Here is an 18949-nt window from a genome sequence, read left to right on the forward strand (position 1 = left end):
TTATTCACCAATACCAGAAAGTGTAGATCCATTTTTTTGTATCTTTACACAATCTTTACACGAACAACACGATAGCTAAACACATGGTTGATAAACTTGTGATTGAGGTGTTGAGAGGAGTTGAGATGATGAAACGAGTTGCAGGGCTGGCTTTTGCTTTGTTAGTTGGTTTGATTGGACTGGCAGGATGTGGAGCAAAGAATAATCAATCCATTACAGTTGTAGGATCCACTGCATTACAACCCCTAGTTGAACGAGCGGGGAGCAGTTTTCAAATGGCTAATCCCAAAATTAATATTACAGTTCAAGGTGGTGGTTCTGGGACGGGACTAAGTCAAGTTCAGGCCGGCGCAGTCACCATCGGAAATTCAGATGTTTTTGCAGAAAATCAGACTGGAATCAAATCGTATGCACTGGTTGATCATAAGGTGGCGGTGGTGGGAATTACACCGATCGTCAATAAAAAAGTATCGGTTCAAAACTTAAGTATGCAGCAGCTTACACAAATTTTTAGTGGTAAGGTGACAAATTGGCGGCAAGTTGGTGGTAAAAACCAAAAAATAACCGTAATTAACCGTGCTCAAGGAAGCGGAATTCGAAGCGCGTTTGAGACAAGTGTGCTTGGTAACAAGAAGGCCGTGCGTTCTCAAGAACAAGACTCAAACGGAACGGTTCAAAAAATTGTGGCGGCAACCCCAGGTGCAATTAGTTACACTTCGTTTTCCTACGTAAACGATCAGGTCAGAGCGTTGAATCTTAATCATGTGGCACCTAAGGCTAAAAATGTGATCGATAATCGCTGGTCAATTTGGTCTTACGAGCATATGTACACAAAAGGAAAACCTAATCGACCCACTCAACAATTTTTAGATTATATTCAATCACCAAAAAATCAAAAAGAGTTAATTACTAATTTAGGGTATATTTCTACGCATGATATGAAAGTCACCCGTGATCGTCACGGCAAAGTTCATGATTTGAAGAAAGGGGCGTAATCAATTTGGAAGATATTAAACGGCAGTTGACACATTCTTCTAAAGCAACTAAGCAAGATCGTTATGGCAAAGCAATTGCTTTCTTTTGTACATTTTTAATTGGTTTGTTAGTGGTATCAATCTTGTACTTAGTAGCTTCGCGGGGGTTAGCAACTTTCTTCAAGGATCACGTGTCCGTCTGGGATTTTTTGACGAAGCAAAATTGGAATCCTAGCCAAGTTGATAAGAATGGCTCACCATTGGTTGGTGCCCTTCCCATGATTGTTGGTTCGTTTTCTGTAACAATTTTTTCGGCTGTTTTGGCAACACCATTTGCGATTGCAATGGCGCTATTTATGACAGAAATTGAACCTCGCCGAGGAACTAAATTTCTTCAGCCAGTTATTGAATTATTAGTCGGAATTCCTTCAGTTGTCTATGGTTTTGTGGGACTCACAATTGTGGTGCCAGTAGTTAGAACGGTATTCGGTGGAACTGGTTTTGGAATCCTTTCAGGAACATTGGTTTTATTCGTGATGGTCCTTCCAACAATTACGTCAATGTATGTGGACAGTTTACGAGCAGTTCCCCGTTTTTACCGTGAGGCTTCATTGGCATTGGGGGCAACTCGCTGGCAAACAATTTACAAAGTTGTTTTACGGGCATCGATACCAGGCTTATTAACGGCGATTATCTTCGGGATGGCACGAGCTTTTGGAGAGGCTCTTGCCGTTCAAATGGTTATTGGAAACGCGTCATTACTGCCACACAATCTTATTTCACCGGCCTCTACATTAACAAGTGTACTGACAACGGGAATGGGAAATACAGTTATGGGTACGTTACCAAACAATGCGCTTTGGTCGCTAGCTCTCATTCTGTTATTGATGTCGCTATGCTTTAATTTGATTGTTCGTTACATTGGGAAGAAAGGGAGGATGGCCAAATGAATGCTAAAAAAATTGATAAATTGGCCACCGCAATTATTGGTTTCTTAGTTGGTGTGGTTGTCTTAATCTTGGTCGCCCTAATTGGGTATATCTTGGTTACTGGCCTGCCACATGTGTCATGGCATTTTTTGACATCACCTTCACAATCTTTTTTAAAGGGCGGTGGGATTGGTGATCAGCTATTTAATTCATTATATTTGTTGGTATTAACCCTTTTGATTTCTTTTCCAATTGCACTTGGCGCCGGGATCTATTTATTTGAATATGCACCACAAAATTGGGTGACAAGTACCATTCGGGTTGCTATTGAAGTTTTAAGCTCGTTACCTTCCGTAGTTGTGGGACTTTTTGGTTTCTTATTGTTTGTGATTGAGTTTAAACTAGGATTTTCAATCTTATCAGGTGCGATTGCATTAACTTTCTTCAATCTTCCGTTGTTAACGAGAAGTGTGGAAAACTCATTAGCATCTGTACCAAAATTACAAAGGGAAGCTGGACTGGCGTTAGGATTCTCCAGATGGCAAACGGTATTGGGAGTTATTTTTCCGGAAGCATTACCCGGAATATTAACGGCCATTATTTTAAGCGCTGGCCGAATTTTCGGAGAAGCAGCTGCATTAATTTATACAGCTGGACAAAGTGCTCCAATTTTAAACTTTTCCAACTGGAACCCGTTGAGTCCAACAAGTCCTTTAAATCCCATGCGGCCGGCCGAAACTTTAGCAGTCCATATTTGGAAGATTAATTCTGAAGGAATCATGCCAGATGCCAGTGCCGTTTCCGCAGGTGCATCCGCAGTCTTAATTTTGGCAGTCCTGATTTTTAATTTTTCTGCTCGCTGGTTAGGCAATCGGATTTATCGGAAAGTGACGGCATCAAAATAAAATGAGGTGTTTCAGATGAAAACTTATTCACTAACAGACAACTATGTGCATAAATTTGATCCAACAAAAACAGAAATTGGATTATCAACAGAAAATCTTCAGGTATTTTATGGCGATAATCATGCGATTTTTGATGGTACGTTACAATTTCGGAAGAATGCAATTACCGCAATGATTGGTGCATCTGGATCCGGAAAGTCTACCTTTTTACGATGCTTGAATCGAATGAACGATGACATTGCAACTGTGCAAGGGAAAATTATGTATCAAGATATCGATATCAATACACCAGAAATTAATGTTTATGAAATGCGTAAGCACGTCGGAATGGTTTTCCAAAGACCCAATCCGTTTGCCAAGTCGATTTTTAAAAACATTTCATATCCGCTTCGAAAATCTGGCATCAAAAATAAGCAGGATATTGCTCAGCGGGTTGAAAAAAGTTTGCGACAAGCGGCACTCTGGGATGAAGTGAAGGATGATTTGAATCGGAGTGCCTTGGATCTTTCCGGTGGTCAGCAGCAACGACTTTGTATTGCCCGTACCTTAGCCATGAACCCAGATGTCTTGCTATTAGACGAGCCTGCCAGTGCGTTAGATCCAATTTCAACTGGAAAATTAGAGCAGGCACTTCAAGAGTTACAAAAAAACTATACCATCATTATGGTGACTCACAGCATGCAACAAGCTTCCCGGATTAGTGACTATACGGCGTTCTTTCACATGGGTCACATTTTGGAGTTTGATCGAACGGAACGGATTTTTACGAGACCACAAATTCAAGCTACGGAAGATTATATTTCGGGAAATTTTGGATGAAGTAGTTTTGAAGATGTTTTGGGGGAAAAAGAGTGTTTTATAAAGTCCCTGCAAAGGAGAGAAAAGCATGGTAAATGTAATTACCACACATAATGTTCGTTTATATTATGGTGACAAAGAAGCATTACACGGCATCGATCTGGATTTTCCAAAACAAAAAATTACGGCATTAATTGGGCCTTCAGGAAGTGGAAAATCTACCTTTTTACGTTGCTTGAACCGCATGAATGACCTGACTCCGGGAGTGACGATTACGGGGAGCTTTAAACTGGATGGCAAAGATATCTATAGTCCGAAAACGGATGTGGTTGAGTTACGGAAAAAAGTAGGGATGGTATTTCAACAACCCAATCCATTTCCCTTTTCAGTTTTTGAAAATGTCGCCTTTGGCTTAAGGCTAGCTGGAATTCGAGATCGAAAACTAATTCAAGAAAGAGTCGAAACAAGTTTAAAACAGGCGGCTGTTTGGGACGAAGTGAAAGATAAATTGAATGATAATGCGTTGTCCTTTTCGGGTGGTCAACAGCAACGAATCTGTATTGCCAGGGTTTTAGCAGTGCAGCCGGAAATCATTTTGATGGATGAACCTACAAGCGCTTTGGATCCAGTTTCAGCAGGGAAGATTGAAGATTTGTTGCTTGATATTCAGGATAAATTTACCATTGCAATTGTCACACATAATATGCAACAGGCATCGCGAATATCAGATCGAACTGCGTTTTTCTTGGATGGTAAACTGGTTGAAACGGGTTTAACAAAGCAATTATTTATTGCACCGAAGCAAGAATCTACGAGTGACTATCTCAACGGAAAATTTGGATAATACAAGGAGGCTATTCATATGCGCGGAATTTTTGAAGATGAATTAAAAAAATTACATGGAAAATTCACGGAAATGGGTATTAATGTAAGTGAGGCCATTTATCGAGCTTCAAAATCATTTATCGATCATGACAAGGCTCTTGCCCAGCAAGTTATTGAACATGATGAACAAATTAATGAAGAAGAAGTTGATTTGGAAGATCAAGCTTTGATGCTAATTGCACTCCAACAACCAGTAGCAACAGATTTCCGAAGAATTATCATTGTATTGAAGGCTAGTTCTGAGTTGGAACGAATTGGTGATCATGCAGTTGGAATTGCTAAGGAATCTATTGAGCTAAAGGGGGAGCATCGGGTTAAATCAATTGAAACCGAGATTGCAGAAATGACTAATACTGTACGTTCAATGTTGGAAGAAGTATTGGATGCATATGTAAAAGAGGATGCAACTAAAGCAAAAAGAATTGCTAAGGACAATCAAAAGGTGGATGACGAATACGCGAGAGTTCGCGAGAAAACGGTGCAATCCATGAAAGAGGATGCCAAAGTAATTACTGGCAGCACAAGCTATTTAATGGTTGCTAGTTATTTAGAACGAATTGGAGATCACGTTGGTAATATTGCAGAGTGGGTTGTTTACAACAAAACAGGACATATCACGGAATTAACAACAGACCAGCATCCGGAAGTAAAATAATTTAATGAAACATAGCTTGATGGAGGCGAATTTAAGAATCTATCAAGTTTTTTAGTTTTTATAGCATATGTGTAAAAGTCTGTGTATAATTTCAATTAAGCAGATTGTAGCGTTTTAGTCTCTTAATGTGGTTAGCAGGTATATAATAGAAGAGGACTTGCCAATTAATATGTAGAGGTTAAGTTTGCCAATTAAGCTTCATAAGCAGTAGAATATAACTAATTAATAACATGAGGTGAATAAGTCATGAAATCAAATTCAAAACGAAAATTTACAAAATCTAATAGTCGCATGATATCCGGTGTTTTAGGTGGGATTGCTGATTATTTTTCTATTGATGCTTCAATTGTACGGCTTGTGTTCGTACTAATTACGATGGTTACCCATTTTATTCCCGGGGTCATTATTTATGCGCTTCTTGCATGGTTAATGCCTGAAAGCCAGGAGCAACGGCCAAGTGGATTTACAGAAAACTTCTTTTCAGGTTTTGGCCAGACCCAGCCAGGGGCACAATCTAAGCCTCGAAAACGAAAAGTTATCAAAAATGTGCAAGAAGAAGACGATCCATCAACTAAGCATCGGGATTAATGAGAGCGGTTTAAAGGCGAGTTGTGTAGCTATGATGCATTATGTAGCAAAGCAAAAAATCGCCTTTTTGGTGCATAACACATTTAGAGGAGGTAGTTTTTAAAATGAGGTTTTGGCAAAGAGTACTAGTTGATGCAATTTTATTTATTGCATTGGCAGGATTTTATCGAAACAGTGGTAGTTTTGTAGTCTCCAATGTCTGGGTAGCGCTTGGAGCTAGCTTAGTTTTGGCATTTTTAAATGCTTCGATAAAACCTTTTCTACAGCTTATATCTTTACCGATTACGATCTTAACACTGGGACTATTTAGCATTGTAATCAATGCATTAATCTTGCAACTAACTTCAGTGTTGGTTGGCCCCGCTAATTTCTATTTTTCATCGTTCGGGATGACTATGTGGATTGCAATACTAATGTCTATTTTAAATGCGATTATTTCAAATTACTTTATTAGAAGTGCTAAATAACTTTTTATAAAATGATAGGGGGCAATGCTTTTGGCAGATAGCGTAAAGGTTTCAGAGCTTGTGAAATCGATCCGACTTGATGTTTATTCAGGTAAAGAGTTTTTAGATAAAAAAGATATTGTTGTAAGTGATATCTCGCGTCCCGGTTTGGAACTAACCGGGTATTTTAATTTTTATCCTCATGAACGGGTGCAACTATTTGGTCGAACTGAAATTTCATATGCAAAAGGTAGCATGACGAGTGATGAGCGCCTTGATATCTATCAACGAATGGCGCATGAAGATACGCCAGCGTTCGTGATTTCCCGAGGCCTACCAATTCCACAGGAACTAACAGTGGCGGCGAAAGCAAAAAATATTCCAGTTCTGGGTTCCGCTTTGCCAACTTCACGATTGTTGAGTAATATGACCAACTTTCTTGAGGGAAAGTTAGCTGAACGTCAGTCTGTCCACGGTGAACTTGTGGATATATATGGACTTGGAGTATTGATTACTGGAGATTCTGGTGTTGGTAAGAGTGAAACGGCGCTTGAATTGGTTAAAAGGGGGCATCGGTTGATTGCAGATGATCGTGTTGACGTTTATCAGCAAGATGAACAAACCTTGGTTGGTGAATCACCAAAGATCTTACGGCATTTGTTAGAGATTCGTGGAGTTGGTATTATTGATGTCATGAATCTGTTTGGTGCTGGTGCAGTTAGAACGGAAACGGATATTAATCTGATTGTGCATCTTGAAAACTGGAGCGATGATAAAAAGTTTGATCGGCTTGGAAATGGGCAGGAAACACGTAAATTCTTCGATGTTGAAATTCCTAGAATTACTATCCCCGTCCGTACTGGTCGAAATTTAGCGGTTATTATTGAGTCAGCTGCGATGAACTTCAGAGCTAAAAATATGGGATACGATGCAACCAAAGTCTTTGATGAAAACTTAAATGAGCTCATTAAAGATAATTCAAAAAAGAATTAAGCAGGAGATGGCGGTGTGAATTTATTAGTAGGCGCTTTGAACCCAATTGCATTAAAATTGGGACCAATTGAAGTTCACTGGTACGGAATTATAATTGCCAGTGCCGTTGTACTTGCTACTTTTTTAGCTGTACAGGAAGGCAATAAACGGCGAATTGATTCGGATGATATTTATGATATGATTTTGTGGGCCTTACCCTTTGCGTTAATATTTGCACGGGCCTATTATGTGATTTTTGAGTGGTCATATTATTCCAAACATTTAGATCAGATTATTGCCATTTGGGATGGTGGAATTGCGATATACGGATCCTTAATTGGTGCTGGATTGGTCGTTTTCTTCTTCTGTCGAGCAAAATGGATCCCCGTTTGGTTGATGCTAGATGTGGCAGGTCCAGTTGTTTTAATGGCGCAAGGAATTGGTCGTTGGGGTAATTTCATGAACCAAGAAGCGTTTGGAAGAATAACTTCGCTTCAATTTTTACAAAATTTACATATTCCTAATTTTATCGTGCAACAAATGTTTATTGATGGTGCTTATCGGCAACCGACGTTCTTGTATGAGTCAATTTGGGACATTCTCGGATTTATCTTGCTTATAAGCTTCCGGCATCGTAAGGGGCTCTTCAAACAAGGAGAGGTTTTCTTAAGTTATGTCATATGGTACTCATTCGGTCGTTTCTTCATCGAAGGTATGCGAACGGATAGTTTGATGATTGGCAATTTCATTCGGGTGTCACAACTCTTATCAGCTATTTTGTTTTTCGGCGGGATTGTGCTTTGGGCAGTTAGACGAAAAAGAATGCCAGATAACCCTTGGTATTTGGATGGAAACGAATTAAATCCTCAGAAAAGTTGAGTAATATCTGAGAATGTTGGATAATAGAAAAGTAAACTAAGAAATGATTAATTATAAGGAGTTATATTAATGTCTGAGAAAATTGCGGTATTAGGTGCTGGTTCATGGGGTAGTATTTTGGCCAATTTGTTAACAGAGAACGGAAATGACGTTCGAGTTTGGTCAAACGCATCCGACCAAGTTAAAGAATTAAACGAGAAGCACACTAATGAACATTATGTTCCGGGATTTAAATATTCGGATAAGTTAGTTGCTTATGATGATCTTGAAGCAGCTCTTGACGGCGTTGCCGTAGTATTATTTGTAGTTCCAACCAAGGTTATGCGTTTGGTTGCCAATGAAATGGTTGAGGTTTTGGAAAAAAATGGTAACAAACCAATTATTGTGCATGCAAGTAAGGGCCTCGAACAGGGGACACACAAACGTCTTTCTCAAGTTTTGGAAGAAGAAATTCCAGAACGTAATCGCAAAGCAATCGTTGTGCTTTCAGGACCAAGTCATGCTGAAGAGGTAGCTAAAAAGGATATCACTTTGGTTACTGCAGCTAGTTCAAATGAAGATGCTGCCAAAAAAGTTCAAAATTTGTTTATGAATAAATATTTCCGAGTTTACACAAATGATGATGTGATTGGTGTTGAAACTGGCGCAGCACTTAAAAATATAATTGCAATCGGAGCTGGAGCTTTACACGGATTAGGTTATGGTGATGATGCAAAAGCAGCCCTTATGACCCGTGGATTGGCTGAAATTAGTCGTCTTGGTGTCGCAATGGGTGCAAAGCCATTAACATTCATCGGTTTATCCGGTGTGGGTGATTTGATTGTTACAGCTACAAGTGTCCATTCACGGAACTGGCGTGCAGGCAATGAACTTGGTCAAGGAATGCCTTTAAAAGAGGTTATTGATACAATGGAAATGGTTATTGAAGGAATTCCTTCAACCCAAGCTGCATACGAGTTAGCTGCCCAAAACCACATTGATATGCCAATTACGAACGCAATTTATGATGTTTTGTATAACGGAAAAGAAGTTAAAACAGCGATTGATGAATTAATGGATCGTGAAGGAAAACCAGAAATGGAGTAAGACAACTTTTACAGAACATCTAGTTAAAAGGCTTTTAAATAAAAGGAGATTTACTTATGTCAGAAAGAGTTAGAAAAGCTATTATTCCCGCAGCCGGATTAGGAACAAGATTTTTGCCAGCAACAAAGGCTTCACCAAAAGAAATGTTACCGATTGTTGATAAACCAACGATTCAATTCATTGTTGAAGAAGCCAAAAAAGCAGGAATTGAAGATATTCTAATTGTAACCGGAAAGGGCAAGCGCGCTATTGAAGATCATTTTGATTCTGTGCCTGAATTGGAAAATAACTTAAAAGCTAAACATAAAGACAATCTTTTAAAATTGGTTGAAGAAACAACGGATATTAATCTATACTTCATTCGTCAATCACATCCCCGTGGTTTAGGTGATGCTGTGTTGATGGCTAAGGATTTCGTGGGTGATGAACCCTTTGTAGTTATGCTTGGTGATGACTTAATGGAAGACAAAATTCCATTGACCAAACAATTGATGAATTCTTATGATGAAACCCATGCATCAACTTTGGCGGTTATGCAGGTTCCCCATAAGGAAGTTTCAAAGTACGGGGTAATTAAACCTCAGGCCAAGATTAAATCTGACTTATTTAATGTTGAAAGCTTTGTTGAAAAGCCAAGTCCAGAAGAAGCACCTAGTGACTATGCCATCATTGGTCGTTACTTATTAACACCAGAAATATTTGATGTTTTAGCACATCAAAAACCTGGTAAGGGTAATGAGGTTCAGTTGACGGATGCAATTAATGAACTCAATAAAACTCAACGTGTGTTTGCCCATGTCTTTACTGGAAAACGATACGATGTTGGAAATAAGTTTGGGTTCTTAAAAACTAACATTCAATATGGCTTGAAACATCCAGAAGTTCGTGATGAACTTCGAGCATATATTAAGCAATTGGGTGCAGAATTAACTGAAGAAGATAAAGCAACAAAAAAATCTAAATAAAAAAACAAAAAAGTAATTCAAACTGGCAATTATCAGAAAATTCTGATGTTGCCAGTTTGCTTATGCTGTAGATATATAACTAACTTTTTGTAAGCAAATCGCTAGACTTTCAGAAAATAAAATAGTATATTGTGTTAAAACGTGAAAGAGAAGGTGCAAGCATTTGGCAAAAGAGTATGATGTCATTATTATTGGAGCAGGACCAGCGGGGATGACAACCGCGCTTTATGCTTCACGAGCCAATTTATCTGTCTTAATGTTAGACCGTGGCATTTATGGTGGGCAGATGAATAATACGGCAGCAATTGAAAACTATACGGGTTTTAAATCAATTTTGGGACCTGATTTAGCGAAAGATATGTATGATAGTTCAATTCAGTTTGGTGCCGAATATGCTTATGGCAGTGTTCAAAGTATTGAGGACCATGGTGATTTAAAAACAGTCAAAACAGATACCGATGAATTTTCGGGCAAAGCAATTGTGATTGGAACTGGATCTGAATATAAAAAATTAGGAGTTCCCGGTGAAGATACTTATAGTGGCCGCGGCGTTTCATACTGTGCAGTCTGTGATGGTGCGTTCTTTAAAGGTATGCATCTGATTGTTGTTGGTGGTGGTGATTCCGCAATTGAAGAGGGAATTTATCTCACTCAATTGGCTTCAAAAGTAACCGTTATTCATCGTCGAAATGAATTACGTGCTCAAAAGATTACACAAGAACGCGCATTTGCTAATCCTAAAATGGAGTTTGTCTGGGACAGCAATGTAACCGAAGTAGTGGGCGATGATCAAAAAGTAACCGGTGTGAAGGTTAATAATAACAAAACCGGTGAGGATAGTTTTATTGAGGCTTCTGGCGTGTTTATTTATGTCGGCAATCACGCAATGACGGATAATCTACACAACTTACCAATTCTTGATGAAAATGGTTGGATTCCAACTGATGATCACATGCGTACCAAAGTACCAGGAATTTTTGCAGTTGGTGATGTGCGTCAAAAAGACTTACGTCAAATTGCAACAGCAGTTGGCGAGGGTGGCATTGCAGGACAGGAAGTATTCTCTTATATCCAGGATTTAAAGGCTAAAGCAACAGCTAAATAGAAAAATGAATTAGGTTATTAATTTTTAATTTTAAGATGAGTTTCGGGAAATGATTTTTCCTGAGGCTTTTTTTTGGGTCTTACAGAGGTAATCACAACTTACTAAAATTGGGTGGGAACCTTAAGATTAGTCTATACCAAAGCAAACGCTTCAATTTTCAATCGTAAATGTTGTATACTAAAGCTGTAAAACAAAAAATATGCCAAATAGTTGGGGGTAACGACTTGAGTTGGAAAGAGACCTATCAGTCATGGTTGAAGCGTGACGATTTAGAACCAGGATTGAAAGAAGAGTTAAATGATTTAGAAGGACAGGATTCAAAACTAGAAGAAGCTTTTTATGCACCAATGGAGTTTGGAACGGCCGGAATGCGTGGGGTTATGGGACCTGGAATTAATCGCATGAATATTTACACGGTGCGCCAAGCTACTGAGGGGCTCGCAAACTTTATGGATGAGTTGGATACTAAAACGAAAAAACGAGGAGTTGCAATTAGTTTTGATTCCCGTTATCACTCAAAAGAATTTGCTCATGAAGCTGCGCATGTTCTAGGAGCTCATCATATTCCTATTTTTGTGTTTGATGATATGCGTCCAACGCCTGAACTTTCTTATACGGTTCGTCATCTGAAAACTTACGCTGGAATTATGATTACAGCTAGCCATAATCCTAAACAATATAATGGTTACAAGATATATGGACCTGACGGTGGTCAAATGCCACCTAAAGAATCTGATAAAATTACAGAATACATCCGAAAAGTGACCGATATATTTGATGTTCCGGTAGCTAAGGAACATGAATTACGGCAAAACGGGATGGAAACCTTAATTGGTGAAGGTGTCGATCAGGCCTACCTTAATGAAGTCAAACAAATTACGATTAATCCAGATTTAATCAGCGAGTATGGAGCTGACATGAAACTAATTTATACTCCTTTGCACGGAACAGGAAAAGTTTTGGGAAACCGCGCACTGCAAAATGCCGGGTTTAGTGATTTTACAATTGTGCCAGAACAAGCTATTGCTGATCCTGAATTTATTACGACGCCTTTTCCTAACCCAGAGTTTGCGCAAACGTTTGATCTTGCAATTAAACTTGGAAAAAAGCAGAAAGCTGATTTGTTGGTAGCTACGGATCCTGATGCCGATCGGTTGGGTGCCGCAGTTCGTCAACCTGATGGTGAATATCAGTTACTTACAGGGAATCAAATGGCAGCTTTAATGTTGAACTATATTTTAACAGCCCGCCAAGAAAACGGGACCTTACCTGACAATGCGGTTGCCGTAAAATCAATTGTTTCCAGTGAATTGGCAACTAAAATTGCTGAAGCCCACGGCGTTGAAATGGTGAACGTTTTAACCGGATTTAAATTTATTGCCGATCAAATTCAGAGTTATGAGACAACTAAGGCCCATACCTTTGTGTTCGGATTTGAAGAGAGCTATGGCTATTTAATCAAGCCGTTTGTTCGCGATAAGGATGCTATTCAAGGAATTGTCATGTTGGCAGAGATTGCGGCTTATTATCGCAAACAGGGAGAAACGCTGTATGATGGCTTGCAGGATCTGTTTAAAACTTATGGGTATTATGCTGAAAAAACCATTTCTAAAGATTTCCCTGGGGTTGATGGTAAAGCTCAGATGAGTGCCTTAATGACAAAATTCCGAGAAGAAAAGCCAGCTAAATTTGCGGATCAACCAGTTGTTGCGTTAGAAGATTTTGAAAAGCAGTTAACAACTTATTCAGATGGAACAAGTAAAAAGATTGCATTACCAACTTCAAATGTGCTTAAATACCAACTTAAGGATGGCACATGGATTGCGATTCGACCATCTGGAACTGAACCAAAAATTAAATTCTATATTGGGACATCAGCAGACAGTAATAAAGCAGCTCAACAAAAAGTTGCTGATTTTGAAAAGGCAATTGATCATTTCATAGAGGCTTAAAACAGACTAATTGGGGGATTGCACATGGGAATTCATCAGTATATCAAAAGTTTAAGTAGTTTAGAGACATTGGTCCGGGCCCCTGGTATTTTTAAATATCAGAAACACTCTGTAGCTGAGCATTCTTTTAAGGTTGCTCAAATTGCGCAATTTCTTGGAGATGTTGAAGAAAACAGTGGGCAAACAATTAATTGGCAATCACTTTATGAAAAAGCTCTAAATCACGATTATAATGAGCGTTTTATTGGTGATATTAAAACGCCGGTGAAATATGCGACACCTAAATTACGGGCAATGTTGGCTGATGTGGAGGATTCTCTTTCAGAAAGCTTTGTAAATACTGAAATTCCGAGTGAGTTTCGAACTGCCTATCGCCGCCGTCTATCTGAAGGAAAAGATTCAACTTTAGAAGGTAAAATTTTGTCGGTAGCAGATAAAATTGATTTGTTGTACGAATCATTTGGAGAAATTCAAAAGGGAAATCCCGAATTAACTTACGAAGAAATTTACAAAGAAAGTCTAACAACGATTGTAAAATTTAAATCCATGGCTTCTGTCCAATACTTTTTAAATGAGGTTTTACCAGATTTACTTCGAGAAAAGTTTTCGGATCAAGAAAAGTTAGAAGAAATTACTCAACATATTGTTGGCTAAGGGTAACTATAAAAGTGGATATTTGGCCTGAATGTTTTTTTAAAATGTTGAATAGAAATCAGTTATTGTTTGAGTTGATTTTTGATTAAACAGGTTTATAGCGAAAGTATGTTCGGTATGTTAAAATTAAAGACACTGTTGTAAAGGAAGGCAATAGCTTTCCTTTTTTTGTGTGAACGAAATGGAGGCTTTCGCAAATGATTGATCGAGTTGATAATAATAAATTTGATTTGGTGTCAGACTATAAACCCACGGGTGATCAGCCTAAGGCCATTAAAGAATTAGTTTCCGGAGTTGATGCTGGTGAAAAAGCCCAAATTTTATTGGGGGCTACTGGAACAGGAAAAACATTTACAATTTCAAATGTCATTCAACAGGTCAACAAACCCACGTTAATTTTGTCGCATAATAAAACCTTAGCAGGGCAACTTTATGGTGAATTTAAACAATTTTTCCCTAACAATGCAGTTGAGTATTTTGTTAGTTACTATGATTATTATCAACCCGAAGCCTATGTGCCATCCAGTGACACGTATATTGAAAAGGATTCTTCCATTAATGACGAAATTGATAAGCTACGCCATTCTGCCACGAGTTCTTTATTGGAACGAAATGATGTGATTGTAGTTGCTTCAGTTTCGAGTATTTTTGGTTTAGGAAACCCAACTGAGTATAAAAATCATACAGTATCTTTGCGGGTCGGACAACAGATTGAACGTAATGATTTATTACGAAAATTAGTAGATATCCAGTTTGAACGCAATGATATTGACTTTCAACGGGGTCGTTTTCGTGTGCATGGGGATGTTGTAGAAATTTTTCCAGCTTCACATGATGAAAAAGCTTTGAGGATTGAATTCTTTGGTGATGAAATTGATCGGATTCGTGAAGTGGATGCGTTAACTGGCGAGGTTGTTGGTGATCGTGAGCATGTTGCTATCTTTCCTGCAACGCATTTTATGACGAATGAAGATCAAATGGAAGTTGCCATTAAGGGAATTGAAGCCGAATTAACGGATCGATTAAAAGTTTTAGAAGGCGAAGGGAAATTGTTGGAGGCACAACGTTTGAAACAACGGACAACCTACGATGTGGAAATGCTTCGCGAAATGGGTTATACAAGTGGTGTTGAAAATTATTCCCGATTTATGGATGGGCGTAAACCTGGGGAGCCACCATACACTTTGCTAGATTTCTTTCCCAAGGATTTTCTCATGGTTGTGGATGAATCACATGTGACCATGCCCCAAGTTAGTGGTATGTACAAAGGTGATCGTTCGCGAAAACAACAATTGATTGATTATGGATTTCGTTTGCCCAGTGCTTTAGATAATCGTCCGTTAACATTACAAGAATTTGAAAAGCATATTAATCAAATTATTTACATGTCTGCAACGCCAGGGCCTTACGAACAGGCGCAGACCAATAATGTGGTTGAACAAATCATTCGGCCAACGGGGCTGCTAGATCCTAAAATTGAAGTGCGACCAATTATGGGCCAAATGGATGATTTAGTTGGTGAAATTAATAAACGGTCCGAACGCAATGAACGGGTGTTTGTCACAACTTTGACCAAAAAAATGGCCGAAGATTTAACGGATTATTTAAAAGAATTAGGTATTAAAGTTGCTTATTTGCATAGTGATATTAAGACGCTTGAACGAACCAGAATTCTTCGTGATTTACGAACCGGAAAATATGATGTGTTAGTCGGAATTAATCTTCTCCGTGAAGGGATTGATGTTCCGGAAGTTTCCCTGGTGGCAATTTTGGATGCCGATAAGGAAGGATTCTTGCGGAATACCAGATCGCTTATTCAAGTTTCTGGTCGGGCAGCTCGTAATGAGCATGGTCAGGTAATTATGTATGCCGATAAGATGACGGATTCAATGCAGGCTACGATTGATGAAACGAATAGACGCCGTAAAATTCAAGAAGCGTACAATACAAAGCATCATATTACGCCACATACAATTAAAAAATCGATTCGTGATTTAATTGCCCCAACTAAAGAAACTACTGATACGGGTAAAAAAGACGATTTCTTGGAAACTGATTTTGATGACATGTCAACTGCAGACCAGAAAAAGATGATTAACAATTTAACTGAACAAATGCGATCTGCAGCTAAAAAATTAGACTTCGAACAAGCGGCAACATTACGTGATACAATAATGGAATTAAAGACCGAAATGGGCTAGGGGGAACGAATTTGGCAAATGATAAAATTGTCATCCATGGCGCGCGTGCACACAATTTAAAGAATATTAATGTAACGATTCCAAAGAATAAAATGGTTGTGATCACTGGTTTATCTGGTTCTGGTAAAAGTTCATTAGCCTTTGACACCCTATATGCTGAAGGACAGCGTCGGTACGTTGAAAGTTTGTCGGCGTATGCACGACAGTTTTTGGGTCAAATGGATAAACCTGATGTTGATTCAATTGACGGCTTAAGTCCGGCAATTTCAATTGATCAAAAAACAACTTCAAAAAATCCCCGTTCTACGGTTGGAACCGTGACAGAAATAAATGATTACTTGCGACTTTTGTGGGCGCGAGTAGGACATCCAATTTGTCCAAACGATGGGACGCCAATTACGAGCCAATCTGTTGAGCAGATGGTTAATCAGGTATTGGCATTGCCAGAGCGGACCAAATTGCAAATTATGTCGCCAATTGTGCGTCAAAAAAAAGGGCAACACAAAAAGATTTTTGAAAAAATAAAGCGTGAAGGCTTTGTTCGTGTACGAGTTGATGGTGAGATTCATGATATTGAAGAAGAGCTTGATTTAAATAAGAACAAAATGCATACCATTGAAATTGTGATCGACAGAATTGTGGTTAAAGAAGGAATTCGATCACGTTTATTTGATTCATTTGAAGCTGCACTACGATTAAGTGGTGGGTATGCAATGGCTGACATTATTGATGGAGAGCCCATTTTATTTTCTGAACATTATGCATGCCCAGTTTGTGGGTTCACAGTTGGTGAATTAGAGCCACGATTGTTTTCGTTTAATGCGCCATTTGGAGCTTGTCCGGATTGTGACGGGTTAGGAGTTAAGCTTGAGGTTGATTTGGATTTAGTCGTGCCGGATCCAAGCAAGACTTTACGAGAAGGAGCATTGGCGCCATGGAATCCAATTAGTTCTCAGTACTATCCGAGCTTGTTGGAACAGGCCTGTGATGCATTCAAAATTGATATGGATACGCCATTTGAAAAATTGAGTAAGGATCAGCAAGACTTTGTCCTTTATGGATCAAAAGGTAAAAAATTCCATTTTCATTATGAAAGTGATTTTGGTGGTGTTCGGGATGTCGACGCGGCTTTTGAAGGTGTAATTAATAATGTGGATCGCCGCTATCGCGAGACTAACAGTGATTTTACCCGGGATGTCATGCGTGGTTATATGCGTGAACTGACTTGCCAAACCTGCCATGGGTATCGGTTAAATCGCAAAGCCTTAAGTGTTAAAGTTATGGGTAAACATATCGGAGAAGTATCGGAATTGCCTATTAATGATGCAATGGATTTCTTTAATCATGTTGAATTATCTGAGCAAGAAACAACCATCGCAAAACCAATTTTGAAGGAAATCCGAGATCGTTTGACCTTTCTTAAAAACGTGGGTCTAGAGTACTTAACTTTAAGTCGTTCCTCACGAACCCTATCGGGGGGAGAAGCTCAACGAATTCGATTAGCTACGCAGATTGGTTCTAATTTATCTGGCGTTTTGTATATTCTTGATGAGCCTTCAATTGGGCTTCATCAGCGAGACAATGATCGATTAATTGGATCTTTAAAAAAGATGCGTGATCTTGGGAACACCTTAATTATTGTTGAGCATGATGAAGATACGATGCGAGCCGCCGACTATTTGATTGATGTTGGGCCAGGGGCTGGTGCCAACGGTGGTGAGATTATGGCTGCCGGGACGCCAGCAGAAGTTGAAAAAGTGCCCACGTCATTAACTGGGCAATATTTAGCTGGTAAAAAGTTTGTACCGGTTCCCTTAAAACGTCGTAAAGGTAATGGTAAAAAAATTACGATTAAAGGTGCAGCTGAGAATAATTTAAAGAATATTAACGTTGATTTTCCACTTGGCAAATTTATTGCCGTGACTGGCGTGTCTGGTTCGGGTAAGTCGACACTTATTAATACGATTTTAAAACGGGCGTTGGCTCAGAAACTTAACCATAATTCCGAGAAACCTGGGAAATATCGATCAATCTCTGGCGTAAAGAATATTGAAAAAATTATTAATATTGATCAAAGTCCAATTGGGAGAACGCCACGAAGTAATCCCGCAACTTATACCAGTGTCTTTGATGACATTCGTGGCTTATTTGCACAAACAAATGAAGCCAAATTGCGTGGATATAAAAAAGGGCGATTTAGTTTCAATGTTAAGGGTGGTCGTTGTGAAGCATGCAAGGGCGATGGAATTCTTAAAATTGAAATGAACTTTTTACCGGACGTTTATGTGCCTTGTGAAGTTTGCAAAGGAAAAAGATATAACTCAGAAACACTTGAAGTGAAATACAAAGGTAAAAGCATTGCGGATGTCTTAGAAATGACCGTGGAAGAAGCTTTAGATTTCTTTGAAGCAATTCCTAAAATTCGACGAAAACTCCAAACAATTGTCGACGTTGGTCTTGGGTACGTACAAATGGGACAATCGGCAACCACGTTATCTGGTGGTGAAGCTCAGCGCATGAAGTTGGCTGCTGAATTGCATAAACAGTCTGCTGGCAAGAGCTTTTATATTCTGGATGAACCTACGACTGGGTTACACACGGATGATATCAAGCGATTGTTGCAAGTTTTGCAGCGACTTGTTGATAAAGGCAATACTGTTTTAGTTATTGAACACAACTTAGATGTGATTAAAACGGCCGATTATTTAATTGATCTTGGTCCAGAAGGCGGTGCTGGGGGTGGCTCAATTGTTGCAACTGGAACACCAGAACATGTGGCTGAGGTTAAAGAAAGTTATACAGGTCAATACCTAAAACCGGTATTAGAACGTGATAAGAAAAGAACTACAGAGGTTTCAGCAACTGAGAAAAAAATATAGTTTATTATTGAAAAAGTCGAAACACCGAGATTAGGTGCTTCGACTTTTTTGGTTCTTCGTCAACTGTTGTTGGTGA

General features: G+C 38.9%; 17 protein-coding genes. All 17 read left to right on the forward strand.

Annotation, left to right across the window (positions count from 1 at the left end):
- Positions 1-128 precede the first annotated feature (128 nt).
- The 17 genes from IV84_RS05905 to uvrA all read left to right on the forward strand — a co-directional run bounded on the left by IV84_RS05905 (position 129) and on the right by uvrA (position 18873).
- Positions 129-995 (forward strand): phosphate ABC transporter substrate-binding protein PstS family protein, encoded by an 867-nt coding sequence (locus IV84_RS05905; protein ID WP_046871901.1) that lies wholly within the window; start codon positions 129-131, stop codon positions 993-995.
- A 5-nt stretch (positions 996-1000) separates the two neighbouring features.
- Positions 1001-1924: a phosphate ABC transporter permease subunit PstC gene (pstC, locus tag IV84_RS05910; protein ID WP_046871902.1), complete on the forward strand. Its 924-nt coding sequence runs from the start codon at positions 1001-1003 to the stop codon at positions 1922-1924.
- On the forward strand, positions 1921-2808 hold the full coding sequence (gene pstA, locus IV84_RS05915) for a phosphate ABC transporter permease PstA (RefSeq protein ID WP_046871903.1): 888 nt from the start codon (positions 1921-1923) through the stop codon (positions 2806-2808). Before pstC ends, pstA begins: the two co-directional genes overlap by 4 nt.
- A gap of 15 nt (positions 2809-2823) precedes the next feature.
- Entirely contained in the window at positions 2824-3627 is an 804-nt protein-coding gene (gene pstB, locus IV84_RS05920; RefSeq protein WP_056986245.1) for a phosphate ABC transporter ATP-binding protein PstB, read from the forward strand.
- 67 nt (positions 3628-3694) lie between these two features.
- Positions 3695-4450 (forward strand): phosphate ABC transporter ATP-binding protein PstB, encoded by a 756-nt coding sequence (pstB, locus tag IV84_RS05925; protein WP_046871905.1) that lies wholly within the window; start codon positions 3695-3697, stop codon positions 4448-4450.
- A gap of 18 nt (positions 4451-4468) precedes the next feature.
- Positions 4469-5146, forward strand: coding sequence for a phosphate signaling complex protein PhoU (phoU, locus tag IV84_RS05930; protein ID WP_046871906.1), 678 nt, complete (start codon positions 4469-4471; stop codon positions 5144-5146).
- 246 nt (positions 5147-5392) lie between these two features.
- Positions 5393-5734: a PspC domain-containing protein gene (locus tag IV84_RS05935; RefSeq protein ID WP_056986246.1), complete on the forward strand. Its 342-nt coding sequence runs from the start codon at positions 5393-5395 to the stop codon at positions 5732-5734.
- A 104-nt stretch (positions 5735-5838) separates the two neighbouring features.
- Positions 5839-6201 (forward strand): phage holin family protein, encoded by a 363-nt coding sequence (locus IV84_RS05940; RefSeq protein WP_046871908.1) that lies wholly within the window; start codon positions 5839-5841, stop codon positions 6199-6201.
- 30 nt (positions 6202-6231) lie between these two features.
- The gene (hprK, locus tag IV84_RS05945; RefSeq protein WP_046871909.1) at positions 6232-7173 is read left to right on the forward strand and encodes an HPr(Ser) kinase/phosphatase; all 942 of its coding nucleotides are present in this window, start codon (positions 6232-6234) and stop codon (positions 7171-7173) included.
- A gap of 15 nt (positions 7174-7188) precedes the next feature.
- The gene (lgt, locus tag IV84_RS05950) at positions 7189-8031 is read left to right on the forward strand and encodes a prolipoprotein diacylglyceryl transferase (RefSeq protein ID WP_046871910.1); all 843 of its coding nucleotides are present in this window, start codon (positions 7189-7191) and stop codon (positions 8029-8031) included.
- A gap of 69 nt (positions 8032-8100) precedes the next feature.
- Entirely contained in the window at positions 8101-9117 is a 1017-nt protein-coding gene (locus IV84_RS05955) for an NAD(P)H-dependent glycerol-3-phosphate dehydrogenase (protein ID WP_056986247.1), read from the forward strand.
- 56 nt (positions 9118-9173) lie between these two features.
- Positions 9174-10082, forward strand: coding sequence for a UTP--glucose-1-phosphate uridylyltransferase GalU (gene galU, locus IV84_RS05960; RefSeq protein WP_046871912.1), 909 nt, complete (start codon positions 9174-9176; stop codon positions 10080-10082).
- A 163-nt stretch (positions 10083-10245) separates the two neighbouring features.
- The gene (trxB, locus tag IV84_RS05965) at positions 10246-11187 is read left to right on the forward strand and encodes a thioredoxin-disulfide reductase (protein ID WP_046871913.1); all 942 of its coding nucleotides are present in this window, start codon (positions 10246-10248) and stop codon (positions 11185-11187) included.
- 224 nt (positions 11188-11411) lie between these two features.
- Positions 11412-13139, forward strand: a complete 1728-nt coding sequence (locus tag IV84_RS05970; RefSeq protein ID WP_056986248.1) for a phospho-sugar mutase — start codon at positions 11412-11414, stop codon at positions 13137-13139.
- Between the two features lie 24 nt (positions 13140-13163).
- Positions 13164-13793 carry a YfbR-like 5'-deoxynucleotidase gene (locus IV84_RS05975; protein ID WP_046871915.1) on the forward strand — a complete coding sequence of 210 codons (630 nt, stop codon included), beginning with the start codon at positions 13164-13166 and terminating at the stop codon, positions 13791-13793.
- Positions 13794-13990: 197 nt separating this feature from the next.
- Positions 13991-15994 (forward strand): excinuclease ABC subunit UvrB, encoded by a 2004-nt coding sequence (gene uvrB / locus IV84_RS05980; protein ID WP_046871916.1) that lies wholly within the window; start codon positions 13991-13993, stop codon positions 15992-15994.
- Positions 15995-16005: 11 nt separating this feature from the next.
- On the forward strand, positions 16006-18873 hold the full coding sequence (gene uvrA / locus IV84_RS05985; RefSeq protein ID WP_046871917.1) for an excinuclease ABC subunit UvrA: 2868 nt from the start codon (positions 16006-16008) through the stop codon (positions 18871-18873).
- Positions 18874-18949 lie beyond the last annotated feature (76 nt).

This window comes from Pediococcus damnosus (assembly GCF_001437255.1).
Classification (GTDB): domain Bacteria; phylum Bacillota; class Bacilli; order Lactobacillales; family Lactobacillaceae; genus Pediococcus; species Pediococcus damnosus.

Excerpts from the sequence above, each read along its gene's own strand:
- IV84_RS05905 (WP_046871901.1), top strand. The coding sequence starts at position 129 with ATGAAACGAGTTGCAGGGCTGGCTTTTGCTTTGTTAGTTGGTTTGATT.
- pstA (WP_046871903.1), top strand. The coding sequence starts at position 1,921 with ATGAATGCTAAAAAAATTGATAAATTGGCCACCGCAATTATTGGTTTC.
- pstB (WP_056986245.1), top strand. The coding sequence starts at position 2,824 with ATGAAAACTTATTCACTAACAGACAACTATGTGCATAAATTTGATCCA.
- pstB (WP_046871905.1), top strand. The coding sequence starts at position 3,695 with ATGGTAAATGTAATTACCACACATAATGTTCGTTTATATTATGGTGAC.
- phoU (WP_046871906.1), top strand. The coding sequence starts at position 4,469 with ATGCGCGGAATTTTTGAAGATGAATTAAAAAAATTACATGGAAAATTC.
- IV84_RS05935 (WP_056986246.1), top strand. The coding sequence starts at position 5,393 with ATGAAATCAAATTCAAAACGAAAATTTACAAAATCTAATAGTCGCATG.
- IV84_RS05940 (WP_046871908.1), top strand. The coding sequence starts at position 5,839 with ATGAGGTTTTGGCAAAGAGTACTAGTTGATGCAATTTTATTTATTGCA.
- IV84_RS05955 (WP_056986247.1), top strand. The coding sequence starts at position 8,101 with ATGTCTGAGAAAATTGCGGTATTAGGTGCTGGTTCATGGGGTAGTATT.
- galU (WP_046871912.1), top strand. The coding sequence starts at position 9,174 with ATGTCAGAAAGAGTTAGAAAAGCTATTATTCCCGCAGCCGGATTAGGA.
- IV84_RS05975 (WP_046871915.1), top strand. The coding sequence starts at position 13,164 with ATGGGAATTCATCAGTATATCAAAAGTTTAAGTAGTTTAGAGACATTG.
- uvrB (WP_046871916.1), top strand. The coding sequence starts at position 13,991 with ATGATTGATCGAGTTGATAATAATAAATTTGATTTGGTGTCAGACTAT.